The following is a 25,036-nucleotide window of genomic DNA, read 5'->3' as shown; positions in this document are numbered from 1 at the left end:
CTGATGAAAAGGATTTTTAACGCAAGCCAGCTATATAGTCTGCCACGGCCTTGATTTCGCGATCATTAAGCTTGGCAGCAACCTGGGCCATGGGAATGCTATTGCTGCGCTTGCCGTCGCGGAAGTCCGTCAACGACTTCACGGTGTATTCCGCATGCTGACCCGACAGACGCGGGTACTGGGCCGGAATGCCGGAGCCGTTGGGACTGTGGCAGCTCGCGCAGGCGGCAATCTGGCGCTCCTGAATGCCGCCGCGGTAAATGCGTTCACCCAGAGCGATGGAGTCCTTGTCCTTGGAGAAGCCGTTCTTGGGTGCCTGGGTATGCAGCCAGGCCGCAATGTTCTGCATGTCGCCATCGCTGAGCGTGGCGGCGAAGCCCTTCATCACCGGGTCATTGCGCTTGCCATCCTTGAACTCGCGCAGCTGCTTGACCAGATACTCGGGGTGCTGGCCTGCCAGCTTGGGCTGCAGGGGAATGGTGGAATTGCCGTCTGCGGCGTGACAGGCGGCGCAAACCGCCCCATAACTGGCTTGCCCTTTGGCAGCATCCGCCTTCACAGGTGTTTCTCCCGCCGAAAATGCGGGGAAGGCAGGTGCTGCGAAAATGGCAGCAGTCAGCAAAGAGGCAAGCAACTTCATATCAAGGGGCTGGGTCTATTGTTGAGAGCGCGAATCCGTCAAATTCTACAATGGGCCTCCCTGAAATAGTTACCGTCATGACCCATGCTTCCCCGGATACCACTACCGGAAAAACACTTTCTTTGATCGACAGCAAGCTTGCGATGGGCTGGATGCACACCGCGCGTTTTTTCACGACCGCGGCCCAGCTCAACCAGCTGCCCAAAGTCGACGTTCCCGAGATTGCCTTCGTTGGCCGCTCCAACGCCGGCAAGTCCACCGCCATCAACACCCTGACCCAGCAAAAGCAGCTGGCTTTCGCTTCCAAGAAGCCCGGCCGCACCCAGCACATCAACCTGTTTGCGCTGGGCAAGCAGGGCGTGACCGATGCCGTGCTGGCCGACCTGCCCGGCTACGGCTACGCAGCTGTCTCCCGCACCGACAAGGAGCGCTGGCAGCGCGTCATGCTCAACTATCTGATGAGCCGCGAAAGCCTCTCCGCCGTGGTGCTGCTGTGCGACCCGCGCCTGGGCCTCACCGAACTCGACGAAGCCCTGCTGGATGCCATCCGCCCGCGCGTGGAGCAAGGCCTGAAGTTTCTCATCGTGCTGACCAAGGCCGACAAGCTGACCCGTGCCGAGCAGGCCAAGATCCTGTCCATCACCAAGCTCAATGCCGGTGGCGGCGAGGTGCGTCTGTTCTCTGCCCTCAAAAAGCAGGGCGTGGACGATGTGGCCCAGCTGCTGTGGCACTGGTGCCACCCCGAGGGATTGCCCCAGGCGGCTCCCGTCACCCAAGCGACGCCTGCAGACGAGACACCTGCGCAAAATCAGCCATAGGCGCTTATCTTGCAAGCGCCAGAAGCTACAAAAAGGAGAGCTTCATGGTCACGACTTGCATGCATACCCTGTCCACAGGGGTTGAACTGGAATGCCGCACCAGCGGCGAGCCGGGTCAGCCCCTGTTGCTGTTTCTGCACGGTTTCCCCGAAGGCGCTTTCATCTGGGATGGGCTGCTTGAGCAATTCGGCAGCCGCTACCGCTGCGTGGCGCCCAATCTGCGCGGCTATGGCCGATCCAGCCAACCCACGGCCATCAGTGACTACCGCGCCAAATACCTGGTAGAGGATCTTGCCGCACTGATTGCGCTGGAAAGCCCTGCCAAGCGCGCCGCCTGCGTGATTGCCCATGACTGGGGCGGTGCCGTGGCCTGGGGCCTGGCCAACCGCTATCCCCAGCAGCTTGAGCGGCTGCTGATACTCAACTCCCCGCATCCTGGCAGCTTCTTGCGGGAGCTGCAGTCCAATCCCGTGCAGCAGTCCGCCAGCCAGTACATGCATTTTCTGCGCCGGCCCGATGCCCCCGAGCTGCTGGCCGAAAACGGCTGGCAGCGCATGCTCGGATTCTTTCAGAACCCCGACGGCAGCATGCCCGCATGGCTGACGCCCGAGCGTCAGCAGCAATACCGCGAGCATTGGGATCTGGGCGTGCACGGCGCCTGCATGTTCTACGCGGCCAGCCCGCTGGTGCCGCCCCGACCCGGCGGCAGCGCCGATGAACTGCAGGACATTCGCGAGCTCAGCCTGCCCGATGAAATGCTGCACATTCCTGTGCCAGTGCGCATTCTCTGGGGCGATAGCGACCTGGCACTGCAGCCCGCCTTGCTGCACGGGCTGGAGCAATGGGTGCCGCAGCTGGAGATAGAGCATCTCCAAGGCTGCAGCCACTGGGTGGTCCACGAAAGGCCGGAGGCCGTGCAGCGCGCCCTGGCGAAGTTTCTTCTAGCGCCAGTTCGCTCCTGAACAGGAAGCCTCTGGCGCCCTGCCATCAAGCCTGGATAACGATTTGACGCCTATTTCCCGGAGTACAGCGATGGCTCGCCATCGGGGCGCGTCTTGAAGCGTTTGTGCACCCAGTAATACTGCGGCACCATGGTCATGATGGCGGCCTGCAGCTCTCGGTTCATGCGGGCGGTGTCGGCCACATGGTCGTCCGTCGGGAAGTTCTCCCAGGCCGGCGTCAGCTCGGCCACATAGCCTTCAGGCGTCATTCGGTTGTAGAGCGCCACTACCTTGGCCTTGCCCAGGCGCGCAAAGCGCGAAAGCGAGGGAATCGTGGCCGTGTTTTCCACCGCAAAAAAGGGCACGAACACCGAATCGTTCTTGCCATAGTCCATATCGGGCAGCAGATACAGCAGCCCGCCCTTGCGCAGGCACTGGATGATGGGTTTGACGCCATCTGCGCGGTTGAGCATCTTCACATTGCCGAAGCGCTGACGGCCATTCATGAACCAGGCATCCAGGTCCGGGTCGGGATTGGTGGCAAAGATGGAGGTGAACTCGCGCTCGGTATTGAGCGGCAGGGCCAGGCCACCGGCATCCATGCTGTAGAAATGCGGCGCGAAGACGATGGTGGGTGTATCGCCCTCCAGCTCATGCGTGGCCCCGATCAGCTTGACACGGCTGCGCACCAGCTCCTCGGAGCCGAACCACAGCCAGCTTCTGTCGAGAAAAGTCTGGCAAAAGACCTCAAAGGACTCTTTCGCCCAGGCTTTGCGCTGTGCCTCAGGCACATCGGGAAAGCACAGCTCGAAGTTGCGCAGCGCAATGCGCCGGCGCTGGCCCGCCACCACAAACAGCACACGCCCCACGAATTTGCCCAGCCCGCGCAGCAGGGGCAGCGGCAGCTTGGCCAGCACATGCATGCCGGCAATGGCGATCTTGCTGGCGCTCATGCCTTCTCCCCCGAGGGTTGCTTGTCTTCACGCGGCTGCTTGTAGCGGCCATAGCCCCACAGATATTGCTGCGGAGACTGGCGAATGGTGGTTTCCATGGCGCGATTGATCAGCGCCACGGTGGCTTCCAGCGTTTGAGATTCGGGCACAGGCAATTCCTCTAGATACAGCGTGTAGCCCCGCCCCCAGGACTTGCGCTCGCACCGCGCCACGATGACCGTGGCCCCGGTTTGCAGCACCAGGCGTGCTGCCAATGTCATCGTATACGCATCGCGGCCGAAAAAAGGCGACCAGATGCCAAGACCGTTGGGCGGCACCTGATCGGGCAACAGCCCCACGGCCGCACCCTTGCGCAGCGCCTTGATCATCTGACGCACACCCGCCAGGGTGGTGGGAACGGCCTGAACGCCAGGACGATTGCGCGCGGTTTCCAGAATTTCGGCCAGCCAGCCCTGGCGTGCAGGGCGGTAGAGCACGGTGATTGCGCCATGCAGGTCCGACCAGCGCCGCGCTGCGGCCTGCACGGACATCTCGAAGCAGCCCAGATGCGGCGTGAGAAACACAATGCCCTTGCCACGCGCATAGGCCTGCTCGGCCACGGCTCCATTAACAATATCGCAATCCGGCAAATGGCCCAGCCAGATGCGCGGCATCTCGAACACCATGCGACCCGCCTGCCCCACGGCAGCCTTGACCTGGGCAAATGCATAGCCAGCCTGCGCCGCATTGGCTGCAAATCGGCGCCGATAGGTGGGAGATAGCGCCCAGGTCACCCACCCCATGGCAGCACCAAGGCCATGCAATAGCCATAAAGGCAGTGCAGCAAACAGTCGAAACAGGGAAGGCATTAGAATAGCGGGGTCGCTGAGTTAAAGAGCAACTTGCAGGGCGACGTAAAAACAAAACTGCTAAAGCGTTCGCCAGACTTCGAAGCTCGGGCAACGCAATTGCCCAAGCTACAAGGAGTTATATCAATGGCGAACAGCGATTTTCTGTTTACCTCGGAATCGGTTTCTGAAGGCCACCCCGACAAGGTTGCCGACCAGATCTCTGACGCGATTCTGGACGCTATTTTCACCCAAGACCCGCACAGCCGCGTGGCTGCCGAGACACTGACCAACACCGGTCTGGTGGTATTGGCCGGTGAAATCACCACCGGTGCGAATGTGGACTACATCCAGGTCGCACGCGACACCATCAAGCGCATCGGCTACGACAACACCGAATACGGCATCGACTACAAGGGTTGCTCGGTGCTCGTCGCCTATGACAAGCAAAGCCAGGACATCGCCCAGGGCGTGGACAAGGCCAGCGATGACGAGCTGAATACCGGCGCTGGCGACCAGGGCCTGATGTTCGGCTACGCCTGTGACGAAACGCCCGAGCTGATGCCCGCCCCCATCTATTACGCACACCGTCTGATGGAGCGCCAAGCCCAGTTGCGCAAGGATGGCCGTCTGCCTTTCCTGCGCCCCGACGCCAAGAGCCAGGTGACCCTGCGCTATGTGGACGGCAAGCCCCACAGCATCGACACCGTGGTGCTGTCCACCCAGCACAGCCCCGATCAGTCGGAAACGGCGACCAAGATGAAGGCATCGTTCACCGAAGCCATCATCGAAGAGATCATCAAGCCCGTGCTGCCCTCCGAGTGGCTGCTGGACACCAAATACCTGATCAACCCTACCGGCCGCTTCGTCGTGGGCGGCCCTCAGGGTGACTGCGGCCTGACCGGCCGCAAGATCATCGTGGACACCTACGGCGGTGCCTGCCCCCATGGCGGCGGCGCCTTCTCCGGCAAAGATCCAACCAAGGTGGACCGCTCGGCGGCCTACGCCGCCCGCTATGTGGCCAAGAACGTGGTGGCCGCCGGTCTGGCGCGCCAGTGCCAAGTGCAGGTCGCTTACGCCATCGGCGTGGCCCGCCCCATGAACATCACCGTGTACACCGAAGGCACGGGCGTGATTCCCGATGCGGAAATCGCCAAGCTGGTGGCGGCGCATTTCGACCTGCGTCCCAAGGGCATCATCCAGATGCTGGATCTGCTGCGCCCCATCTACAGCAAGACTGCAGCTTACGGTCACTTCGGCCGCGAAGAGCCCGAGTTCACCTGGGAACGCACCGACAAGGCAGCCCTGCTGCGCGCCGCCGCAGGTCTGAAGTAATTCGGACACCCGCCGAGCCTGAGGATCCAAGGGCTTGAGCCCTCAAGCCTCATCAAGAAGCCATCGCGAACCATCGCGGTGGCTTTTTTGTTGTCGGATCAAGCCGACAAGGATTTTCCCCAAATGAGCACCATGAGTCCGCACCTGGCGACTTAGTCTCGAGGCATCGCTTCAGACAAAGGAGTTCCGATGCTCAAGTGGGCCATTATTTTTGCCATCATCTCCCTGGTGGCCGGTGTTTTCGGCTTTACCGGCGTAGCAGCAGGCGCAGCCGGCATCGCCAAGATCCTGTTTTTTATTTTCATTGCCGTTGCCGTGATCTTCGTGGTTCTGGCCCTGCTGGGCATTGGCGCAGTCAGCTAGTCGACGCGGCCCGACCCGAAACACCAACCCGAATGCCTGCCTTGTGCAGGCATTTTTCATGCAGGCCGACCCGAGAACGTGCTTACGATCTCAAAGCCCACGGGCAGTCAGCGCCAGCGTCTGACTGAAGTCGGGCTTGGCCCGGTAAAGCTGGGCGGGCCGATGCGCCCCGCCACCCAGCATGGCTCCTGGCACGGCTTCCAGCCAGTCCATCTCGTCCATCTTGCGCCTGAAGCTGACCTTGTTCAGCGGCTCGCCCAGAATGTTTTCATAGACCTGCTGCAGCTGCGGCAGCGTGAAGGTTTCGCCGCACAGATGCACGGGCAAAGAGGAATACAGGCTTTTGCTGCGCACGCGCTCCAGGGCTGCATCCAGGATGGCACGGTGATCGAACGGCAGTTGCGGCAGGGCCGAGAGCGGCACCACGCTGATATCGGCGCGATCGGGGGGCAGGTTCTGCACGGGCAGCAAAGCGCAATAGGCGATTGCCACCGACCAGCCGCGCGGATCGCGCGCCGGGCCGCTGAAGGTGGCCAGCTGCTCAAGATACGCACCTTCTATGCCCACCTTGGTTCTGAGCACGCGCGCCGCACTGGCCTTGGCGTCCGCATCCTCATCGGTATGAATAAAGCCGCCGGGCAAGGCCCACACCCCGGCAAAAGGCGCAGCCTGACGACGCAGCAGCACGGCATGCAGCTGCTGCTCCACCAGGGTCAGCAGCACCACATCCACGCTCACCTGCACCGCTTCCCTGCGCTCATCACTTTGATTCATTTTTTTACCAACTTCGTTTTTCTTTCCTAATTATTTCACACGAAGCAAAAGATACTTAGTTGCAAAAATATTTTAAGTGTTTTAGACTGCAGACATCGCATCTCGCAGGAAAGCTGAACACCATGAGTCATCCACAAACCCAGCTGCTCATCATTGACCCGCAAAACGACTTCTGCGATCTGCCTGCCGACTGGTGCCCCCGCTCACCTGACACTCATCAGCTGATGGCACCCAGCCTTCCGGTGACGGGTGCTCATGCCGATATGCAGCGCCTGAGCAGCTGGATGGCAGCCCAGGGAGACAAGCTGGACCAGATCACCATCACTCTGGACTCGCACCAGGCTTACGACATTGCCCATCCCGCTTTCTGGCAGCAGCGCGATGGCCGTGCCGTCCTGCCATTCACCCCGATCACGGCAGCGCAGGTCCGTGCCGGCGACTATGCACCGCGCAACGCTGCCGAACGTGAACACACGCTGCAATACCTGGATCAGCTGGAGGCCCAGGGCAGCTACACCCTCATGGTCTGGCCGCTGCACTGCGAGATCGGCAGCTGGGGTCATGGCATCCATGCCAGTGTGCTCGCGGCCTGCCGCCAATGGCAGGAGCTGCAGCACCGTGCCACCCGCCATGTCTTCAAGGGCATGAACCCCTGGACCGAGCATTACAGCGCCATTCGTGCCGAGGTTCCCGACCCGCAGGATGGCGAAACTGGACTCAACACCGCCCTGGTGGCCCAGTTGCGCCAGAGCAGCACCCTGGTGATTGCGGGCGAGGCCAGCAGCCATTGCGTGCGCGCCACCACCGAGCACATCGTGGAGCACTGGGGCAGCAGCGACTACTCACGCATCGTACTGCTGACGGACTGCATGAGCCCGGTCGCAGGATTCGAGGCCGCACACCGCGACTTCCTGCAACGCATGCGAGCAACCGGTGTACGCTGCGAAACCAGCGCCAGCTTTGGCTTATGAGACAAATCAGCCTCTAGCACTTATGGATAAAGCGCTAGCAGCTCATATTTTTGAAAAGAAGAACGGCATGAAGCCCATCATCACCAGCCTGCTGGACACCGACCTCTACAAGTTCACCATGTGGCAGGCCATGCTGCACCGCCACCCCCAGACCGAGGCCGAGTACGAATTTGTCTGCCGCACGCCCACGGCCTTCCCGCTGGCCGACTTGCTGCCCGAGGTGGAGCGCGAGCTGGACGCCCTGTGCAGTCTGCGCTTTGACCAGGGCGAGCTGGACTATCTGGCCGGTCTGCGCTTCATGAAGAGCGACTTCATCGACTTTCTGCGCATCTTCCAGTTCCAGCGTGCCTTCATTCGCGCCTGGGCCGAGGGCGACCGGCTGCATATCGTGGCCAAGGGCCCGCAAGTCCATGTGATGGGCTTCGAGATCTATGTGCTGGCCATCGTCAACGAGCTGTACTTCCGCCGCTTCGATGCCGAGGCCGCTCTGGTCGAAGGCCGCAAGCGCCTGCAGGTCAAGCTGGCCCAGCTCAGGCACCTGGCTGTCGAGGCCAAGCTGCACAACCCCTTCGAGCTGTTTGACTTCGGCGTGCGCCGCCGCTTCTCGGGAGCCTGGCAACGCGAGGTGGTGCAGGCTTTTGCCCAGGAGACCGCGCAGTGGTTCAAGGGCACATCCAATGTGCTGCTGGCGCGCGATCTGAACCTGGTGCCCATCGGCACCATGGCCCATGAGTATCTGCAGACCTATCAGGCCCTGGGCGTGCGTCTGCGCGACTTCCAGGTAGCTGCCCTCGAGGACTGGGTGCAGGAATACCGCGGCGATCTCGGTATCGCCCTGACCGATACCGTGGGCATGGACGCCTTTCTGGCCGACTTCGACATGTATTTCGCCAAGCTGTTCGACGGCCTGCGTCATGACTCCGGCGATCCGTTTGAATGGGGCGAGAAGGCCATTGCCCACTATGACCAGCTGCGCATTGCCCCGCAGAGCAAGCGTCTGGTGTTCTCGGACGGTCTGGATCTGGACACGGCCCTGGCGCTCTACCACCGCTTTGCCGATCGTATTCAGTGCGGCTTCGGCATAGGCACGCGACTGACCAATGACATGGGACTGACCACGATCAATATCGTGATGAAGCTGACCCATGCCAACGGCCAGCCCGTAGCCAAGATTTCGGACTCGCCCGGCAAGACACTGTGCAACGACGAGACCTATCTGGCCTATCTGCGTCAGGTCTTCAATATCCCTGAGCCTGCTGCCAAGGCCGCCTGATTCCCTGGAGAAAACCATGCTGAAAGTCACCCTCGCCCAGCTCAACTACATGGTGGGCGACATCAGCGGCAATATCCGCCGCATGAGAGAAGCCGCGACCAGGGCGGCGGCCGAACAGGCCGACCTGGTGGTGTTTTCCGAACTGTCGCTGTGCGGCTACTACCCCGGCGACCTGCTGGACGAGCCCAGCTTTCTGCAAAGACTGGATGCAGGTCTGCAGGAGCTGCTGCAGGCCACGCGCCAGTTCCCCGATCTGCACTGGGTCGTGGGCGCACCCACGCGCCACGACGGCCCCGGCAAACCGCTGCACAACAGCCTGCTGGTGCTGAAGAACGGACAGATCCGCCTGCAGTACGACAAGCAACTGCTGCCCACCTACAACATCTTTGACGAGCGCCGCCATTTCGAGCCCGGAGCCGACACGGCCAAGGTGCTGCGCGTGGGCAACTGCCAGGTGGGCTTTCTGGTCTGCGAGGACGGCTGGAACGACCAGGGCGCCGACTACGCCACCAACCCCTTTGTACGCATGGGCGATGCGGCCCCCGACCTGGTCATCAGCATCAACGCCAGCCCCAGCCACCTGGGCAAGCGCGAGCAGCGTCACGAGGTCTTCACCCAGGCGGCGGCACGCCACAAGCTGGCCATCCTCTACATCAACCAGATCGGCGGCCAGGACCAGATCGTGTTCGATGGCGCCTCGTTTGCCGTGGAGCCCGAGGCGGGCCTGGTGTTTGAAGCCAAGCGCTTCGAAGAAGATATCTACACACTGGAGCTGAATGCGCAGGGCCGGTTTCAGGCCTGCGACGGCACGGCCTTGCCTGCCGTGCCGGCGCAAGGCCTGGCCACCATGGAGTTCTACCGCCAGCAGATCGTGCTGGGCCTGCGCGACTATGCACGCCGCTGCGGTTTCCGGCAGGTGGTGGTCGGCAGCTCGGGCGGCATCGATTCGGCCTTGACGCTGGCCCTGGCCGTCGATGCCCTGGGGGCGGACAACGTGGTCGGCATCACCATGCCATCCAGCTACTCCTCGGCGGGCTCGGTCGACGACTCGGTGCAGCTGTGCCGCAATCTGGGCATCAGGCTGTACGAGCACCCCATCAAGGAGCTGGTCACCACCTATGCACGCCAGTTCGAGGCCAGCTTTGGCGAACCGCTCAAGGGTCTGGCACTGGAAAACCTGCAGGCCCGCGCACGCGGCACCACGCTGATGGAGTTTTCCAATGCTTTCGGTCATCTGCTGCTGACCACGGGCAACAAGTCCGAAGTCTCGGTGGGCTACTGCACCCTGTATGGCGACACCAACGGCGGTCTGGGCCTGCTCGGCGATCTGTACAAGACCGAGGTCTTCGAGCTGTCACGCCATATCAACCGCCATGCGGGCCGCGAGCTGATCCCGCAGGCCATCATCGACAAGCCGCCCTCGGCCGAGCTGGCTCCCGGCCAGAAGGACGAGGACAACCTGCCGCCCTATGCCGTGCTCGACGAGATTCTCAAATGGCATATCGAGGGCCAGCATCTGTCCAACAAGGAATATGCGCAGGCCGCGGCCTTTGTGGCCAAGCTGCGCACCGAGGCCGGTGGCCCCGAGACCATCGCCCGCGTGCAGAAGCTGGTGTTCCGCAGCGAATACAAGCGCCGCCAGGCTCCGCCCATGCTCAGAGTACGCCCACGGGCCTTTGGCACGGGCCGGCAGATGCCGATTGCGGCACACTACGAATAGCAATGCCCGACACCCGCTTGAGACAAGCTGGCAAAGCCCTGTCGCACCTTGTGTGCGGCCGAGCACCTGCCGACCTGCCTCGAATGCCGACTGTGGCCGTGCCGGGCCTGGTTAAATCTTTAAAAATGTGAGCTACTCTCGCTTACCCAGTAAGCGTTTTGCGCACTTTTATCCATATTTGCCCTTGCGGGCGCAGATTTCTGTACGGGTTTTGCTCTCATGCCTCAAGCCAGTCCCAACACCTCCAGCAAGCGTGTCATCGCCGCCGCCCCTGAGACTCTGCCCACCTCCGTGCCCCTGCATACCGCCGTGCTGATCGGCCGCTTTCAGCCACTGCACAACGGCCACATGGCTTTGCTTCACGCCGCACTGGAGCGGGCTCGCCAGGTCGTGGTGGTACTGGGCAGCGCCTGGCAGGCACCCAATCCCAAAAACCCGTTCAGCTGGCAGGAGCGCGCGCAGATGTTGCGCAATGCGCTATCGAAAGAGGATGCCGAACGCGTGCGCTGCGTTCCCGTGCGCGACTACTACAACGAGCCGCTGTGGGTGCATGCCGTGCGCGAAGCTGTGCAGGCCCATGTGCCCGAAGGCGCGAGCGTGGCCCTGGTCGGACATTTCAAGGACTCCAGCAGCAGCTATCTGGCCCGCTTTCCGGGCTGGGAGCTGATCAGCCTGCCACGCCTGGGCCAGTTCGATGCCACTCCGCTGCGCGAAATCTTCTTCGGTGAAGGCGACGCCTCGCCCGAGACCATGGAGGCCGCCCTGGCCAGGCTTTCCTCCCAGATGCCCGAGAGCACGCTGGACTTTTTGCGCCGCTGGGCCCAGACACCGCTGTATCTGCGCCTGCAAAAAGAGTGGCATATGCTGCAGGACTACAAGCGGGCCTGGGCCAAGGCACCTTATGCACCGGTGTTCGTCACCGTGGATGCGCTGCTGCGCTGCCGTGCCAAGGGCCAGGACCAGGTGCTTCTGATCCAGCGCGGCCATGCTCCGGGCCAGGGCCTGTGGGCACTGCCCGGCGGCTTTCTGGAGCAGCGTGACAGCCTCTGGCAATCCTGCATGCGCGAGTTGCGTGAAGAAACCTGCTCCTCCATCAGCGAGGCCGATCTGCTGGCCGCCCTGCAGGCCGTGCAGGTCTTCGATCACCCGGACCGCAGCCTGCGCGGGCGTACCATCACCCATGTGCACTATCTGGATCTGGGCGTGCAGCCCAGCCTGCCCCCGGTACAGGGCGCGGACGACGCCGCCCTGGCCCGTTGGGTGCCGGTTGCCGATCTGCCTCGCATGGAGGCCGAGTTCTTCGAGGACCACTTCCAGATCCTGTGCCAGTTCCTGCCCGTGACTCTGGCTCAGAGCGAGCCCGAGCGCCAGGTCGCCTGACACATAAAAACCATAGCTGCGAGCGCTTGACTATCAAGCGCTGAAGCCACTTTTTCCTGTTATTTTATGAGCCAGCTCCATATCCGCCCCGCCACCGAGCAAGACATCGACCTGATCCTGCACTTCGTACGCGAACTCGCCATCTATGAAAAGGCCGAGCATGAAGTCAAGGCCACGCCCGACCATGTGCGTCGCACGCTGTTCTGCGCCAACCCGGCTGTCTTCGGCCTGATCTGCGAGATTGACGGCCAGGCCGTGGGCTTTGCCGTGTACTTCTTCAACTATTCCACCTGGCAGGGCCAGCATGGCCTGTATCTGGAAGACCTATACATCACGCCCGACGCTCGCGGCCACGGCGCCGGCAAGGCCCTGCTCCAGCATCTGGCGCGCATTGCCATGGAAAAGGACTGCGGCCGCTTTGAATGGAGCTGCCTGGACTGGAACACCCCCTCCATCAAGTTCTATGACAGCCTGGGCGCCCTGCCGCAGACCGAATGGATCCGCTATCGCATGACGGGCTCCGCCCTGCAGGCCATGGCCACGGGTGAAAAACAGGCTTGAGCCCCAGACCGGATCATCCAGAGTGATGTGTGCAGCCCTTCGAAGTGATGTGCGCCCCTTTGCAGATTGAGTGTACGCAGCATCAACAATGCGGCGCGTTCGCGCTTGCGCCAAAATGAATGGTTTTGCAAAACAATAACAAAGGCGGCAATCAGTGCTGACCTTTCACACTATCTCTGGAATCCAGAATGCCAAGCTATCAAGAACTCATCGCTCAGAAAAATGCGCTGGACAAGCGCATCGAAGAAGCGCGCAGCACCGAAGCCAAGGAAGCCCTGGCCACCGTCAAGCAACTGATCGCCACCTTCGGCTTTACCTCTCAGCAGGTCTTCCCCTGGAAGCCTGAAGAAAAGAAAAAGGTCGAGGCCAGGTACTACGACCCCGAAAGTGGTGCGACCTGGACCGGCCGCGGCAAGCCCCCGAAGTGGATCGAAGGCAAGGATCGCGGCCAGTACGAGATCAAGACCACGCCGACCGTGGACTTCAGCGCCCCTCGCGACGAAAAGAACCCGTTCCCGGTTCAGTAAGCGCCCCTGCCCGTTCAGCCCCCAGCAGCCTGCTCCGCCGGCAGCGGTGCCTTGAGCATGCGCACCAGGGCCGTCACGTTCAGGCATTGGATGAGCAGATCTCCGTCATTGGCACGGATCAAGCGGTCCACCAGCTGATCTGCCGCACCCGCCATTGCAGGAGCCAGTCGCAACTGCCCGCTCTCGAAGCGCACCACGCCTTCGAGATCACTGACCAGCACGCCCAGCTTGAGCCCCTGGTGCTCCAGCACGATCACCTGGCTTTGCGCCGTCCTGATGACAGGTTTGCCAAAGAGCAGGGCTCCCAGATCGAAGACCCATACATAGCCGGCCACGACGCCCTGGCTGCGCCGCGCCAGCGTTCCCACGCAGTGCGGCAAGCGACCGGCCGAAACGGGAGCGATGGCCGAGGCGCTCTGGGCCTCGAGCACGCAGGCCGCATCGACGGCAAGCACGCTGCGCCCCACAAAAAAAGTCGCCATCTCAATGCCCAAAGCGCTGCCCTGACTGGCCGCAGCCAGGCTTTGCACCCTGGTGTTGCGCCGACCGACAGCCGCCAGGGCATCGTCCTGCACCGCACCAAAAGCCTGCACGGACAGCGCAAGCACCTCTTCGCGATAGCCGTCGCTGCGCTTGAACTCCCGGTAGCCGCTGCCTGCCGTAATCGCCACCACGCAATACTGACCCTGATACACCATGGCGCGGGCCATGCTCTGGCCTGGTGCCAAAGCCAGCATCTGCGGCGGCAGATCCAGCCGCATGCCTGGCTGCAGCAGCACATCCGAGGAGGACATGACCAGGCCCGAGCGGTTCAGGTAGGCCACCCGCCTGCTGCCTGCACCTGCCGCCTGAACGCCGCTCACGCCCTCGAGCATGGCCTTGAATTCACGCTGTGCATGAAACACCAGGCCGATCCCGCCCAGCACCATCCCATCGGCGTTGCGTATGGCCGCGTGATAGACATAGGTCGGACCATCCTCCTCGTGCTGAACACAAGGGCGCCATGGCGAGACGTGATAGGCCTGGGTCCCTGCCAGCGCCATGACCTGGTGCAAGCTGTCCGCCTCTATATAACTGCCCAGTAGCTCCCGACTCTCTGCCTGCCCTCTCTGGCTGACGGCCACGACTCTGCCGCGGGCGTCATAGACCATGATTTGCTGGTAGACCGTATAGAGGTCGTGAATGGCGGTGAGCAACTCGCACACCTCACTTACCTGATCTGGGGCCGTCTCGCCCAAAGCCTGGTCCTCGAGCAATTCGGACAGCTGCGGCGTCAAGGCCCACCAGCGGCAGTCGTTGGCACGCTCGTAGAGATTGCGATCAAGCAGATCCACCAGCAGACTGGTCAACAGGCTGTTGTCCCGCAGTGCGGTATTGAGCACCGTGCCGTAGAGCGCATCGATGGACTGGGAGAAGACCTCGTTGGTCCTTGCCCCGGTCTCGCCAATCTGCTCGAGCACGGCTTGCAGCCGCGTGTTGTCCATCTGCTTGCCTGCCGTCATCACTCGCCCGTTCCAGACCACACGGCGTATGGTGTCCGCCGCGCTGTGGATGGCGTGCAGAGGCGGGCAGAAACGGTGCGCATGTGTCAGCAGGCCCTGGGCCACCTCGGCATCCAGCCCATCCAGACCCGCCTGCGACTGGAGGCCGAAGGCCAGCTCCAGCGGCGTCATGATCTGCGCCCGCCAGCCCTGGGGGCCCATATAGCCCTGATAGCCTGCCGATGCCGCAGATTGCACCAGATAGGTGCGTCCTCCATGCACATGCAGCGCGCTCGCACCATCACGGTGAGGCCGCACATTCGCACCCACACCAATCCAGTGCAGATCGCTGCTGGCCAGCACCTGACCCTGCTCATCCAGCAGCAGGGCGATGCTGGTCTGCGCCTCAGGTGCGCCACTGCCGTCAGCCTGCTCGCGTCCGCTCCAGATGCCTTGCATCTCGCCGTCGAAGTCAAAGCACAGGCACAGCACGCCCATGGCTTGCCGGTTGGTGGGGTCCAGCATGCGATGCGCATAGATCAGCCCACTGTCATGGCCCGGCAGCAGGTCGGTAGCACCAAAGCTCTGCACAAAGCCCGGGCTCTGCAGCGCACGGGCAATCAACGCATCCCGGCATGGCTGATCCTTGGCCTGACTCCTCTCCCGCGCGCTCGCTCGTACCTGGCCTTTGGCATCCAGCAGCAGAATGTCTGCATAGACCGTGTATTTGCTCCGATAGGCCTGCAGACGCCGGGTAATGGCTGCCTCATCGCCATCCAGCCCGGCCATGAAACCGCACAGCACGGCATCGGTCGCCAGAAACCCCACATCGGCCGTGCGCTCGTAGAGATTGCGCACCAGGGTATCGATCAGATGCTGCGCCTGACTGGACAGCCCTGCCGTCACCCCTGCCACCGCCTGCATGACCATGGAGCGCACCAGATCCTGCTCCAGCCGTTCGAAGCCGCCACGCGTGGCGGCCATCATGGGCAGCAAGGCCTGCGCTTCCTCAGGGCAATTCATCTTGGCGGAGGACTCTATGAGCCGCCACATCAGATTCAGCTCCCTGAGCGAACTCTCGCAGCGCCCGACCTGGCGCATATGAGGAATGAAGACGTCTGTCTGCAGCAGATCCTGGGCGCGCTGCGCCGGGGCAGTCATGGTTTCTAGAGGCATGTTCTGACAGAGCAAAAGCCAGGCCTATTTGTAAAAACACGTTACACATGACTCCGCACAAACCCTGCTCCTTGACAGATTGGCCCTCTGATCGGCTGGGGGGAGGTCTTGAAAGCTCGGGAAATTGCCTTATTATTAGCACTCGATGGGGTTGAGTGCTAACAGCTTGACCCTAGATATTCCGAATGTCGGCCAGGATGGCTGGCAAGTCTTGTTTCAACTTTGTTGATGTATTTAGGAGTTGGTATGAACCTGCGTCCCCTGCACGATCGCGTGATCGTCAAGCGCCTCGAAAACGAAACCAAGACAGCCTCGGGCATCGTGCTCCCTGATGCTGCCACCGAGAAGCCTGACCAGGGCGAAGTGCTGGCTGTGGGTCCCGGCAAGCGCAATGACAAGGGCGAACTGATCGCCCTGAACGTGAAGGTCGGCGACCGCGTTCTGTTCGGCAAGTACTCTGGCCAAACCGTGAAGATCCACGGCGACGAGCTGCTGGTCATGAAGGAAGACGACCTGTTCGCAGTCGTCGAGAAGTAATCCTTCCCGAACACCCCCCTATTCATAGCTGCTGGCGATTGATTGATAAGCGCCGGCAGAACATTTGAACCCCATTCTTTAGGAGCCAAAAATGGCAGCAAAAGACGTAGTTTTCGGCGGTGAAGCACGTGCACGCATGGTTGAAGGCGTGAACATCCTGGCCAACGCAGTCAAGGTTACCCTGGGCCCCAAGGGTCGCAACGTGGTGCTGGAGCGCTCCTTCGGCGCCCCCACCGTGACCAAGGACGGTGTGTCCGTGGCCAAGGAAATCGAACTCAAGGACAAGCTGCAGAACATGGGCGCCCAGCTCGTGAAGGAAGTGGCCTCCAAGACCAACGACATCGCCGGTGACGGCACGACCACCGCTACCGTGCTGGCCCAGGCCATCGTGCGCGAAGGCTCCAAGTACGTGGCTTCCGGCCTGAACCCCATGGATCTGAAGCGCGGCATCGACAAGGCTGTCGCCGCCCTGGTGGAAGAGCTGAAGAAGCAATCCAAGGCCACCACTACCTCCAAGGAAATCGCCCAGGTCGGCTCGATCTCCGCCAACTCCGACGAATCCGTGGGCAAGATCATTGCCGACGCGATGGACAAGGTCGGCAAGGAAGGCGTGATCACGGTTGAAGAAGGCAAGTCGCTGGACAACGAGCTCGACGTCGTCGAAGGCATGCAGTTCGACCGCGGTTACCTGTCGCCCTACTTCATCAACAACCCCGAAAAGCAAGCCGCTATTCTGGACAACCCCTTCGTGCTGCTGTTCGACAAGAAGATCAGCAACATCCGCGACCTGCTGCCCACACTGGAAGCTGTGGCCAAGGCCGGCCGTCCTCTGCTGATCATTGCCGAAGACGTCGAAGGCGAAGCCCTGGCGACTCTGGTGGTCAACACCATCCGCGGCATCCTGAAGGTTGTGGCTGTGAAGGCCCCTGGCTTCGGCGACCGCCGCAAGGCCATGCTGGAAGACATCGCCATCCTGACTGGCGGCAAGGTCATCGCTGAAGAAGTGGGCCTGTCGCTGGAAAAGGTGACCCTGGAAGACCTGGGCCAAGCCCAACGCGTCGAAATCGGCAAGGAAAACACCACCATCATCGACGGTGCTGGCCAAGCTGCTGAAATCGAAGCCCGCGTCAAGCAAATCCGCGCCCAGATCGAAGAAGCCACTTCCGACTACGACCGTGAAAAGCTGCAAGAGCGCGTGGCCAAGCTGGCTGGCGGTGTTGCCGTGATCAAGGTTGGCGCTGCCACCGAAGTCGAAATGAAGGAAAAGAAGGCCCGCGTGGAAGACGCCCTGCACGCTACCCGCGCTGCTGTGGAAGAAGGCATCGTGGCCGGCGGTGGCGTGGCCCTGCTGCGCGCCAAGCAAGCCGTTGGCGCCCTGGCTACCGGCAATGCCGAACAAGACGCTGGCATCAAGCTGGTTCTGAAGGCCATCGAAGCACCTCTGCGCGAAATCGTGGCCAACGCCGGTGGCGAGCCCTCGGTGGTCGTGAACGCCGTGCTGAACGGCTCCGGCAACTACGGCTTCAATGCGGCCAACGACAGCTACGGCGACATGCTGGAAATGGGTATTCTGGATCCCACCAAGGTGACTCGCACTGCTCTGCAGAACGCCGCTTCCGTGGCCTCCCTGCTGCTGACCACCGAGTGCATGATCGCCGAAGCCCCCAAGGCTGACGCAGCTCCTGCCATGCCCGACATGGGCGGCATGGGCGGCATGGGTGGTATGGGCATGTAATTGCTCTGCTGCTGACCAGGTGGTTTGCTCCACCTGGTTTGCCCACAAGAAAAAGGCCGCATCTGCGGCCTTTTTCTTTTGCGTCGAGCTTCACGAATTGCTCCGAGCACAAAAAAGCCAGCCGATATCGGGCTGGCTTTTCTATCCAAAGATTCGCCTTAGAAACGATGACGCAGGCCGACAGTGATGCCGGTACGCTTTTTCGCTCCATTGGAATCAAGCATCACACCCGCACCGCCTTTGGTCTTGGTGTAGTCCACCGCGAAATAAGCGTCGGTGCGCTTGGAGAAGGCATAGTCAGCCACGGCAACGATAAAGTCGGCCTTGCCATTGAAGGCGCCAGTCGCCGATCCCGATTGCTTGGCATGGTAGTAATGCAGGCCGGCATTGAGCTGCGGCGTGACCTGGTAGCCAAAACCGACCTTGAACATCTCACGCTTGTTGGCAAAGTTGCCAGGCGCATTGCCCGCGATAAAGCCACCATTGGAAGAGCCTGTCCAATATGCATTGAGCAGGCCGGCGTCAAAAATGGCACCAGCCCCAGCAGCACCGAGACTATCCTTGACCTTGTTCTGGCCGTAACCAGCCATCAGATACAGAGGCCCGGTGCGATAGGAGCCGCCCAATGTCCAGGCATCCACATCGGTGCCGGCCGGCAAGGTGGAGCGCTGGAAAGCACCGCCCACGGAAATGCCGTCGGCAGAATAGCGCAGATAGCCACCTGCGGTCTTCAATGCCAGACCACCTGGCGTCATATCAATACTGCCGCCCTTCTTGGCAAAGGTATTTCCTTCGTCAAAAGAATACTGCAACCCCGCACGAACCGGCCCGAACTCGGCAACGTACTTCAGCATATTGTTTGCACGCGCGCCCAGAGACATGCCGATTTCAGGCTTGTAGGCATCCATATAAGGGGAATATGGGAACGATGCATAGGTAGAGGTCACCAGATCAAACAGCACGTTGTATTGGCGCCCCATGGTCACCTGACCAAAACTGGTGCTGCGCAAGCCCACCCAGGACTGCGCAAAGTAAGGCTGAGCGGTGCTGGGCGTGCCCGAATCCGTCCAGAAACGATTTTCCAGGTTGGCAATAGCCGACAGGCCACCACCCAAATCTTCCTTGATATTGATACCCCAGCGGCTCTCCGACATGCCACCACCGATCATTTTGGTCAGACCGCTTTTATTTGGCCCCTCATTAGTCGTGTGACGAATCGCTGCATCCACAATGCCATACAGTTGCACGCTGCTTTGTGCATAAGCCATTGTTCCCAGAGAACCCAGCACAGCCAAAGCCAATGTTTTTTTCACAAATGAAGATGTCATTGTGTTGCCTCTCTCTTAATTCACTAACAGTTGGTGGAAATTTCATTCTAGAAATGCTTTCTCCAGCAACGAGAGCTTTGGCACAAGCGCAACACAGGCCTTTCCCTCTGGGGACAAACCTCTCAGCAAACACCCTTTCAGGTTTAACCCCAGAAATAAAAAAGGCCTGTCTTTCGACAGGCCTTTTGGCTTTTAAGCAATTACTGGCTTATGCCAGCAACTGATTAGAAAGCGTGGCGGATACCAACTTGCACGCCGTTGCTAGCCTTGCCAGCGCCAACTGCGTAGGAAGGAACGCCACCCAGGGTGAACTGAGCGTTGTCCTTGTTCTTCAGGAAGGAGTATGTACCGTACAGAGCTGTACGCTTGGACAGGTTGTGCACATAACCCAGGCTCAGCTGGTGAGCCTTGCCAGACAGGTCGCCACCGGCCTTGTACAGAGCGTACTGAGCCTTGACTTCACCCACGCCACCCACGGGAGCGGACACGCCCAGAGCGTAGCTGGTCAGCTTGGAGTTCACAACAGCGCCCTTTTCCTTGACTTGCAGAGCCAAGCCATTGACCTTGGCCACGCCGAAGTCATAAGTAGCACCCAGACCGTAGGAGTCCAGCTTGTCGCCTTGTGTGAAGGCAGCATTGGAACCACCGTAGGAACCGTCAGTAGTAGAAGGATTGTTCTTACGGTCAGCGCCCAGAGTCACAGCCAGAGGGCCGTTGTTGTAAGCCACGAAACCGCCGAAGTAACGACCGTTCTGACCGTCGCCAGCCTTTTCACCAAAGGCGTAGTCCACGCCAGCAGTGAAGCCGGAGAAGTTAGGCGTGAAGTAAGTGATCTTGTTGTTTTGACGGATAGCATCGCCTTGGCTGTTAGCCCAGCCGCGGAAACCGCCCACGCCGATCACGCTGAAGTTGGAGTGAGCGGACAGCTTGTTGTAAGCCACCACTTCGTCACGACCCAGACGCACTTCACCGAAGTTGCCCATCAGGCTCACGGTGGAACGACGACCGAACTGGAAGCCGCTGCCGCCCTTCAGGCCAGCGCCGGAACCGTCACCCACGTCGGTGCCGATAGCGCCTTCCAGCCAGAAGCCAGCCTTCAGACCGCCACCCAGGTCTTCCACGCCGCGGAAGCCCAGACGGGAAGAAGCGTTGGAACCGTTGTGCAGACCGTAGTTGGAATTGCCAGCGCTACCATTGCCCTTGACGTAGGAAACGCCGGTGTCAACCACACCAAACAGGGTCACGGAAGATTGAGCCATTGCGGCGCCGGAAGCGGCCAGCACTGCCAGGGCGATCAGAGATTTTTTCATTACGAGTTACTCCAAGGTTTAGAAGGGCGCCGGTTCTATGGGAGAGAGACTTGAGCCTCGAGCTCCACCGGTTTCCCGCGCCAACCTCCTGGTGGGGAAGTTGGGTCTATTGCACCAGACCACCGAGCCCAGCGCAAAGGAATTCACCCAAAACTGCTCGATTCGGCGCGTTTTCGTTGCACCACCGCAACAAACACCAAGCCGCACCAGCGGGCACACCCTTAGGGGTTCCTGCCTAGGATTGCCCCAGCGCAAGTTGCGGATGAGCCACTCTGGTGTACCTTATGTGCATTGACGCCAGACAGGCGCCGCACTGAGTTCTTTTTAGCCATGGACAAGTTTCTGACCGCTGCCGATGCAGCTCTTCGCACTCTGTTTGCCGACCCGGTGGCCGCAGAGCGCTCGCCTGCAGCTGGGATCGCCGAAGCCGATCTGAGCGATGAACAGCGCAAGCTCTCCGCAGCCTTGATGCGCGTCAATCATGTGGGCGAGGTCTGTGCGCAGGCCCTGTACAACGCCCAGGCCATGGTGACCAAGGACATGGAGTTGCGCGAGCATCTGCTGCATGCCGCTCGCGAGGAAATGGACCACCTGGCCTGGACCCGCGAGCGCCTGCATGCCCTGGGTGACAGACCCTCGTTGCTGAACCCGCTGTGGTTTGCTGGCGCTTTTGCCATTGGCACGATTGCCGCCAAATTCAGCGATGCCGCCAGCCTGGGTTTTGTGGTCGAGACAGAAAACCAGGTCTCCGCCCACCTGGCAAGCCATCTGGGCCGCCTGCCCGAGGAGGACGAGGCTTCGCGTGCCGTGGTCGAGCGCATGAAGGATGACGAAGAGCGTCATGCCGCAGCAGCGATCGACGAAGGCGCGATGCAACTGCCCCCGATTGCCCAGGGACTGATGCGCGTGGCGGCCAAAGTCATGACGATTACAGCGCATCGCATCTGACTGGCGCCTGTTCAACAAAAACGGGCCGTTGAGGCCCGTTTTCGATCGAATGTCCAGCTCAGGCTTCGACGATGTCGAAACCCGTCGTGATTTCGGCCGTCTTGCCCAGCATGATGGTGGCCGAGCAGTATTTGTCGTGGCTCATGGCGATGGCACGCTCGACGGCACCGACCGGCAGGTTCTTGCCGCTGACCGTGAACTGCATGTGGATCTTGGTGAACACCTTGGGGTCGGTTTCGGCGCGCTCGGAAGTCAGCTGCACGCTGCAGCCCTTCACATCGTGGCGACCACGCTTGAGGATGAGCACCACGTCGTAGGCGGTGCAGCCGCCGGCGCCAGCCAGCAGCATCTCCATGGGGCGCGGTGCCTGGTTGCGACCGCCGTTGGCCGGGTTCTTCTCGTCCGGCGCACCATCCATATTGACCACATGGCCGCTGCCGGTCTCGGCCACGAACCCCATGCCCGAGCGCGTTCCGGTGGCCGCGCCTGTCCAACTAACCGTGCATTCCATTGTTTTTCCTCTCGAAACTGTTGCAATTTTGCATCAAATACATAAAAACCCGAATCTTTTGATGCACAGAAAACACAAGCCTCATACAATACAACCCAAGCGTTACCTGTGAGGTCAAACCCGCAGGCAGACTGCAGATTACTGGTTAATCCTTATCTGTATCGCACCCTTTGTCTCCTCCACCTCCTCTAATGGTGGATTCAGCCCCTAGCTCCTGAGCTAGGGGCTTTTTTTCGTGCCTGCCCATCCTGCTTCTCAGAGCAGCAGCATGCACCTCTTGAGCGAGTACTGCAGCGCAGCAAGCAAGCGCCTATCATGGTCGGCTTCCATGCACCCGGCAGGCTGATTGCCCTGGCTCTGGTGCTCTGCTTTCGATTTGCACCATGACTCAAGCCCTGACCCCTGCCGATTATCTGACTCGCATCCTCAATGCACGCGTCTATGACGTGGCCGTGGAGTCGGATCTGGACATTGCCAAGAACCTCAGCCGTCGCCTGCACAACAAAGTGCTTCTGAAGCGCGAGGACCAGCAGCCCGTGTTCAGCTTCAAGTTGCGCGGCGCCTATAACAAGATGGCCAATCTGACGGCCGAGCAGCTGCAAAAGGGCGTGATCTGCGCCAGCGCGGGCAACCATGCCCAGGGTACGGCGATGAGCGCCAGGAAGCTGGGCTGCCGCGCCGTGATCGTGATGCCCACCACCACGCCCCAAGTGAAGATCGATGCCGTGATCGCCCTGGGCGGCGAGGCGGTGCTGGCCGGAGAAAGTTACTCGGACGCCTACAAGCACGCCGTCAAGCTCCAGAAGTCCGAGGGCCTGACCTTTGTCCACCCCTTTGACGACCCCGACGTGATTGCCGGCCAGGGCACCATCGCCATGGAAATGCTGCGCCAGCTGCAAAAACTGGGCAGCCAGCGTCTGGATGCCATCTTCGTGCCCATCGGCGGCGGCGGCCTGATTGCCGGCATTGCCAACTACATCAAGGCCGTACGCCCCGAGGTGAAGGTGATCGGCGTGCACACCAAGGACTCGAACGCCATGATGCAGTCCGTGCAGGCGGGCGAGCGCGTGGAGCTGGCCGACGTGGGCCTGTTTGCCGACGGCACGGCCGTGAAGCTGGTGGGAGCGGAAACCTTCCGCGTCACCCAGGGTCTGGTGGATGACTATGTGACCGTGGACACCGATGCCGTCTGCGCCGCCATCAAGGACATCTTCACCGACACCCGCTCCATCGTCGAGCCCTCGGGCGCCCTGGGCGTGGCGGCCATCAAGCAGTACGTGGCCAAGCACAAGACCAAGGGCGAGACCTACGCCGCCATACTGAGCGGCGCCAATATGAACTTCGACCGCCTGCGCTTTGTGGCCGAGCGCGCCGAGGTAGGCGAGGAGCGCGAAGCCCTGTTCGCCGTCACCATCCCCGAAGAGCGCGGCAGCTTCAAGCATTTCTGCGAGGTGGTGGGCAAGCTGCCCGGCGGCCCGCGCAATGTGACCGAGTTCAACTACCGCATCAGCCACGACAGCAAGGCCCATGTGTTCGTGGGTCTGACCACGCCGACAAAGGGCGAGTCCGAGAAGATCTGCAAGAACTTCCAGAAGAACGGCTTTGAGGCTCTGGACCTGACCTTCGACGAGATGGCCAAGGAGCATCTGCGCCATATGGTGGGCGGCCACTCGCCGCTGGCACAGGACGAGCGCCTGCTGCGCTTTGTCTTTCCCGAGCGCCCCGGCGCGCTGTTCAAGTTCCTGAGCCTGATGGCGCCGACCTGGAATATCTCGCTGTTCCACTACCGCAACCAGGGCGCCGACTACGGCCGCATCCTGGTCGGCATGCAGGTGCCAGCCAAGGACCACAAGAAGTTCGACAGCTTCCTCAAGAACCTCGGCTATCCCTGGGTGGAGGAAACCGGCAATCCTGCGTACCAGTTGTTCCTGAAGTAAAAAACAGGAGCTTCGACCGCTATCCCTGCAATGATTTCAGATAGAAAAGACTCTGAAACATAGGAATATCAAGCGGAATAAGCTCCTTTTTTATTCGCAACACCATGCAAGCCCTGCGCCACTATCTGCTGGCCGTCCAGTTCTTCAGCCGCATCCCCGTGGCTGGACGTCTGGCCGCCTGGGTGGGCTGGAGCCCCGAGATGCAGCGTGCCAGCGCCGCGCATCTGCCGGGCGTGGGCTGGCTGGTGGGCCTGTGGGCTGCGCTGCTGCTGGGAGCCTTGCTCTGGCTGCTGCCGGCAAGCCCCTGGTCGCCGCTGGCGGCTGCGCTCATCAGCACCGCCGGCACCCTGTGGCTGACCGGCGGTTTCCATGAGGACGGCCTGGCCGACGTCGCCGACGGGCTGGGCGGCCTGGTCCCGCCCGAGCGCGCACTGGAGATCATGAAGGACTCGCGCATAGGCGCGTATGGCGTGATGGCGCTGCTCATGGCTCTGCTCACCAAGGTCGTGCTGATCGCCCTGCTGCTGTCCGTCATGCAGCCGTTCTGGGGACCGGTTCCGGTGCTCATCCTCGTGTGCTGCATTCATGTGCTGTCGCGCTTTGCGCCGCTGGTGCTGATGCACAAGCTGCCTCATGTCGGCCTGGCCGCGAGCAGCAAGACCCTGCATATCGCGGGCAGGCAGCTGGGCTGGCCAGGCCTGCTGACCGGCGGCCTCTGGTGCCTGCCGGCATTGGGTCTGTTGGGCTGGCTCGGCGTCTGGAGCTTTGTGCCCAGCCTGCTGGCGGCCATGCTGGTCACCACCTGGCTGCTGCGGCGCTGGTTGCTTCAGCGTCTGGGCGGCATGACGGGCGACTGCCTGGGTGCCTGCCAGCAACTCAATGAGCTGGCTCTGCTGCTGACCAGCTGCATCTATCTGCGCCAGCTGCTTTAGAACGTGTTTACGATCTCCTCGCGCCGCGACAGAGGCTTTGCGGGATAGGATGCAAGGA

At 61.3% G+C, this 25,036-nt stretch carries 23 protein-coding genes; 15 read left to right on the top strand and 8 right to left on the bottom strand.

The window, feature by feature from the left end:
- Positions 1 to 16 precede the first annotated feature (16 nt).
- Complete coding sequence (locus CTR2_RS03470; RefSeq protein ID WP_034357400.1) at positions 17 to 640, bottom strand: c-type cytochrome; 624 nt, start codon at positions 638 to 640, stop codon at positions 17 to 19.
- Positions 641 to 717: 77 nt separating this feature from the next.
- Between CTR2_RS03470 and yihA the strand changes: the two genes are divergently transcribed.
- Together yihA and CTR2_RS03460 are read left to right on the top strand one after the other, a co-directional pair.
- On the top strand, positions 718 to 1,458 hold the full coding sequence (yihA, locus tag CTR2_RS03465; protein WP_254913452.1) for a ribosome biogenesis GTP-binding protein YihA/YsxC: 741 nt from the start codon (positions 718 to 720) through the stop codon (positions 1,456 to 1,458).
- Positions 1,459 to 1,502: 44 nt separating this feature from the next.
- Positions 1,503 to 2,420: an alpha/beta fold hydrolase gene (locus CTR2_RS03460; RefSeq protein WP_087085068.1), complete on the top strand. Its 918-nt coding sequence runs from the start codon at positions 1,503 to 1,505 to the stop codon at positions 2,418 to 2,420.
- A 50-nt stretch (positions 2,421 to 2,470) separates the two neighbouring features.
- Here the strand turns inward: CTR2_RS03460 and CTR2_RS03455 are convergent, their stop codons facing one another.
- Positions 2,471 to 3,352 (bottom strand): lysophospholipid acyltransferase family protein, encoded by an 882-nt coding sequence (locus CTR2_RS03455; protein WP_087085069.1) that lies wholly within the window; start codon positions 3,350 to 3,352, stop codon positions 2,471 to 2,473.
- Complete coding sequence (locus tag CTR2_RS03450; RefSeq protein WP_087085070.1) at positions 3,349 to 4,200, bottom strand: lysophospholipid acyltransferase family protein; 852 nt, start codon at positions 4,198 to 4,200, stop codon at positions 3,349 to 3,351. Before CTR2_RS03450 ends, CTR2_RS03455 begins: the two co-directional genes overlap by 4 nt.
- Before the next feature lie 126 nt (positions 4,201 to 4,326).
- On the opposite strand from CTR2_RS03450, the gene metK reads away from it, so the two are divergent.
- Both metK and CTR2_RS03440 read left to right on the top strand, forming a co-directional pair.
- Complete coding sequence (gene metK, locus CTR2_RS03445) at positions 4,327 to 5,514, top strand: methionine adenosyltransferase (protein ID WP_003061970.1); 1,188 nt, start codon at positions 4,327 to 4,329, stop codon at positions 5,512 to 5,514.
- A gap of 189 nt (positions 5,515 to 5,703) precedes the next feature.
- Positions 5,704 to 5,877: a DUF1328 domain-containing protein gene (locus CTR2_RS03440; RefSeq protein WP_003058756.1), complete on the top strand. Its 174-nt coding sequence runs from the start codon at positions 5,704 to 5,706 to the stop codon at positions 5,875 to 5,877.
- Positions 5,878 to 5,967: 90 nt separating this feature from the next.
- On the opposite strand, the gene CTR2_RS03435 is transcribed toward CTR2_RS03440, so the two are convergent.
- Positions 5,968 to 6,651 carry an NUDIX hydrolase gene (locus CTR2_RS03435; protein ID WP_087085071.1) on the bottom strand — a complete coding sequence of 228 codons (684 nt, stop codon included), beginning with the start codon at positions 6,649 to 6,651 and terminating at the stop codon, positions 5,968 to 5,970.
- Between the two features lie 122 nt (positions 6,652 to 6,773).
- On the opposite strand from CTR2_RS03435, the gene CTR2_RS03430 reads away from it, so the two are divergent.
- The 6 genes from CTR2_RS03430 (at position 6,774) to CTR2_RS03405 (ending at position 13,083) form a co-directional block, all read left to right on the top strand.
- Positions 6,774 to 7,622, top strand: coding sequence for a cysteine hydrolase family protein (locus CTR2_RS03430; protein WP_087085072.1), 849 nt, complete (start codon positions 6,774 to 6,776; stop codon positions 7,620 to 7,622).
- A gap of 67 nt (positions 7,623 to 7,689) precedes the next feature.
- The gene (pncB, locus tag CTR2_RS03425) at positions 7,690 to 8,895 is read left to right on the top strand and encodes a nicotinate phosphoribosyltransferase (protein ID WP_087085253.1); all 1,206 of its coding nucleotides are present in this window, start codon (positions 7,690 to 7,692) and stop codon (positions 8,893 to 8,895) included.
- A gap of 16 nt (positions 8,896 to 8,911) precedes the next feature.
- Positions 8,912 to 10,615 (top strand): NAD+ synthase, encoded by a 1,704-nt coding sequence (locus tag CTR2_RS03420; RefSeq protein ID WP_087085073.1) that lies wholly within the window; start codon positions 8,912 to 8,914, stop codon positions 10,613 to 10,615.
- Positions 10,616 to 10,834: 219 nt separating this feature from the next.
- The gene (locus CTR2_RS03415; protein ID WP_087085074.1) at positions 10,835 to 11,995 is read left to right on the top strand and encodes a bifunctional nicotinamide-nucleotide adenylyltransferase/Nudix hydroxylase; all 1,161 of its coding nucleotides are present in this window, start codon (positions 10,835 to 10,837) and stop codon (positions 11,993 to 11,995) included.
- Between the two features lie 66 nt (positions 11,996 to 12,061).
- On the top strand, positions 12,062 to 12,556 hold the full coding sequence (locus CTR2_RS03410; protein ID WP_087085075.1) for a GNAT family N-acetyltransferase: 495 nt from the start codon (positions 12,062 to 12,064) through the stop codon (positions 12,554 to 12,556).
- 188 nt (positions 12,557 to 12,744) lie between these two features.
- Entirely contained in the window at positions 12,745 to 13,083 is a 339-nt protein-coding gene (locus CTR2_RS03405; protein ID WP_012837020.1) for an H-NS histone family protein, read from the top strand.
- A gap of 14 nt (positions 13,084 to 13,097) precedes the next feature.
- Here the strand turns inward: CTR2_RS03405 and CTR2_RS03400 are convergent, their stop codons facing one another.
- The gene (locus CTR2_RS03400) at positions 13,098 to 15,725 is read right to left on the bottom strand and encodes a chemotaxis protein CheW (protein ID WP_087085076.1); all 2,628 of its coding nucleotides are present in this window, start codon (positions 15,723 to 15,725) and stop codon (positions 13,098 to 13,100) included.
- Positions 15,726 to 15,986: 261 nt separating this feature from the next.
- Here CTR2_RS03400 and groES point away from each other — a divergent pair, with 261 nt between their 5' ends.
- On the top strand, positions 15,987 to 16,277 hold the full coding sequence (groES, locus tag CTR2_RS03395; RefSeq protein WP_003058782.1) for a co-chaperone GroES: 291 nt from the start codon (positions 15,987 to 15,989) through the stop codon (positions 16,275 to 16,277).
- A 91-nt stretch (positions 16,278 to 16,368) separates the two neighbouring features.
- On the top strand, positions 16,369 to 18,012 hold the full coding sequence (gene groL, locus CTR2_RS03390) for a chaperonin GroEL (protein WP_087085077.1): 1,644 nt from the start codon (positions 16,369 to 16,371) through the stop codon (positions 18,010 to 18,012).
- 158 nt (positions 18,013 to 18,170) lie between these two features.
- Here the strand turns inward: groL and CTR2_RS03385 are convergent, their stop codons facing one another.
- Together CTR2_RS03385 and CTR2_RS03380 are read right to left on the bottom strand one after the other, a co-directional pair.
- A complete protein-coding gene (locus CTR2_RS03385; RefSeq protein WP_087085078.1) occupies positions 18,171 to 19,340 on the bottom strand; it encodes a porin in 1,170 nt (389 codons plus the stop codon).
- 224 nt (positions 19,341 to 19,564) lie between these two features.
- Positions 19,565 to 20,650, bottom strand: a complete 1,086-nt coding sequence (locus tag CTR2_RS03380; RefSeq protein WP_087085079.1) for a porin — start codon at positions 20,648 to 20,650, stop codon at positions 19,565 to 19,567.
- 330 nt (positions 20,651 to 20,980) lie between these two features.
- Between CTR2_RS03380 and coq7 the strand changes: the two genes are divergently transcribed.
- Entirely contained in the window at positions 20,981 to 21,598 is a 618-nt protein-coding gene (gene coq7 / locus CTR2_RS03375) for a 2-polyprenyl-3-methyl-6-methoxy-1,4-benzoquinone monooxygenase (RefSeq protein ID WP_003061949.1), read from the top strand.
- A 58-nt stretch (positions 21,599 to 21,656) separates the two neighbouring features.
- Here the strand turns inward: coq7 and CTR2_RS03370 are convergent, their stop codons facing one another.
- Positions 21,657 to 22,109, bottom strand: a complete 453-nt coding sequence (locus tag CTR2_RS03370; protein WP_087085080.1) for an OsmC family protein — start codon at positions 22,107 to 22,109, stop codon at positions 21,657 to 21,659.
- Between the two features lie 383 nt (positions 22,110 to 22,492).
- Between CTR2_RS03370 and ilvA the strand changes: the two genes are divergently transcribed.
- Together ilvA and CTR2_RS03360 are read left to right on the top strand one after the other, a co-directional pair.
- Positions 22,493 to 24,046, top strand: a complete 1,554-nt coding sequence (gene ilvA, locus CTR2_RS03365; RefSeq protein WP_087085081.1) for a threonine ammonia-lyase, biosynthetic — start codon at positions 22,493 to 22,495, stop codon at positions 24,044 to 24,046.
- Between the two features lie 104 nt (positions 24,047 to 24,150).
- A complete protein-coding gene (locus CTR2_RS03360; protein ID WP_087085082.1) occupies positions 24,151 to 24,978 on the top strand; it encodes an adenosylcobinamide-GDP ribazoletransferase in 828 nt (275 codons plus the stop codon).
- Positions 24,979 to 25,036 lie beyond the last annotated feature (58 nt).

Origin of the sequence: Comamonas thiooxydans (genome assembly GCF_002157685.2) — a bacterium.
In the GTDB taxonomy this organism is placed as follows: Bacteria; Pseudomonadota; Gammaproteobacteria; order Burkholderiales; family Burkholderiaceae_C; genus Comamonas; species Comamonas testosteroni_H.
The sequence above is the reverse complement of the archived record's forward strand: the minus strand, read 5'-3'. Positions and strand labels throughout refer to the sequence as shown.

What these genes read in the sequence shown, in the direction of transcription:
- CTR2_RS03470 (WP_034357400.1), bottom strand. Translation starts at nt 640, where the DNA reads ATGAAGTTGCTTGCCTCTTTGCTGACTGCTGCCATTTTCGCAGCACCT.
- yihA (WP_254913452.1), top strand. Translation starts at nt 718, where the DNA reads ATGACCCATGCTTCCCCGGATACCACTACCGGAAAAACACTTTCTTTG.
- CTR2_RS03460 (WP_087085068.1), top strand. Translation starts at nt 1,503, where the DNA reads ATGGTCACGACTTGCATGCATACCCTGTCCACAGGGGTTGAACTGGAA.
- CTR2_RS03455 (WP_087085069.1), bottom strand. Translation starts at nt 3,352, where the DNA reads ATGAGCGCCAGCAAGATCGCCATTGCCGGCATGCATGTGCTGGCCAAG.
- CTR2_RS03450 (WP_087085070.1), bottom strand. Translation starts at nt 4,200, where the DNA reads ATGCCTTCCCTGTTTCGACTGTTTGCTGCACTGCCTTTATGGCTATTG.
- metK (WP_003061970.1), top strand. Translation starts at nt 4,327, where the DNA reads ATGGCGAACAGCGATTTTCTGTTTACCTCGGAATCGGTTTCTGAAGGC.
- CTR2_RS03440 (WP_003058756.1), top strand. Translation starts at nt 5,704, where the DNA reads ATGCTCAAGTGGGCCATTATTTTTGCCATCATCTCCCTGGTGGCCGGT.
- CTR2_RS03435 (WP_087085071.1), bottom strand. Translation starts at nt 6,651, where the DNA reads ATGAATCAAAGTGATGAGCGCAGGGAAGCGGTGCAGGTGAGCGTGGAT.
- CTR2_RS03430 (WP_087085072.1), top strand. Translation starts at nt 6,774, where the DNA reads ATGAGTCATCCACAAACCCAGCTGCTCATCATTGACCCGCAAAACGAC.
- pncB (WP_087085253.1), top strand. Translation starts at nt 7,690, where the DNA reads ATGAAGCCCATCATCACCAGCCTGCTGGACACCGACCTCTACAAGTTC.
- CTR2_RS03420 (WP_087085073.1), top strand. Translation starts at nt 8,912, where the DNA reads ATGCTGAAAGTCACCCTCGCCCAGCTCAACTACATGGTGGGCGACATC.
- CTR2_RS03415 (WP_087085074.1), top strand. Translation starts at nt 10,835, where the DNA reads ATGCCTCAAGCCAGTCCCAACACCTCCAGCAAGCGTGTCATCGCCGCC.
- CTR2_RS03410 (WP_087085075.1), top strand. Translation starts at nt 12,062, where the DNA reads ATGAGCCAGCTCCATATCCGCCCCGCCACCGAGCAAGACATCGACCTG.
- CTR2_RS03405 (WP_012837020.1), top strand. Translation starts at nt 12,745, where the DNA reads ATGCCAAGCTATCAAGAACTCATCGCTCAGAAAAATGCGCTGGACAAG.
- CTR2_RS03400 (WP_087085076.1), bottom strand. Translation starts at nt 15,725, where the DNA reads ATGACTGCCCCGGCGCAGCGCGCCCAGGATCTGCTGCAGACAGACGTC.
- groES (WP_003058782.1), top strand. Translation starts at nt 15,987, where the DNA reads ATGAACCTGCGTCCCCTGCACGATCGCGTGATCGTCAAGCGCCTCGAA.
- groL (WP_087085077.1), top strand. Translation starts at nt 16,369, where the DNA reads ATGGCAGCAAAAGACGTAGTTTTCGGCGGTGAAGCACGTGCACGCATG.
- CTR2_RS03385 (WP_087085078.1), bottom strand. Translation starts at nt 19,340, where the DNA reads ATGACATCTTCATTTGTGAAAAAAACATTGGCTTTGGCTGTGCTGGGT.
- CTR2_RS03380 (WP_087085079.1), bottom strand. Translation starts at nt 20,650, where the DNA reads ATGAAAAAATCTCTGATCGCCCTGGCAGTGCTGGCCGCTTCCGGCGCC.
- coq7 (WP_003061949.1), top strand. Translation starts at nt 20,981, where the DNA reads ATGGACAAGTTTCTGACCGCTGCCGATGCAGCTCTTCGCACTCTGTTT.
- CTR2_RS03370 (WP_087085080.1), bottom strand. Translation starts at nt 22,109, where the DNA reads ATGGAATGCACGGTTAGTTGGACAGGCGCGGCCACCGGAACGCGCTCG.
- ilvA (WP_087085081.1), top strand. Translation starts at nt 22,493, where the DNA reads ATGACTCAAGCCCTGACCCCTGCCGATTATCTGACTCGCATCCTCAAT.
- CTR2_RS03360 (WP_087085082.1), top strand. Translation starts at nt 24,151, where the DNA reads ATGCAAGCCCTGCGCCACTATCTGCTGGCCGTCCAGTTCTTCAGCCGC.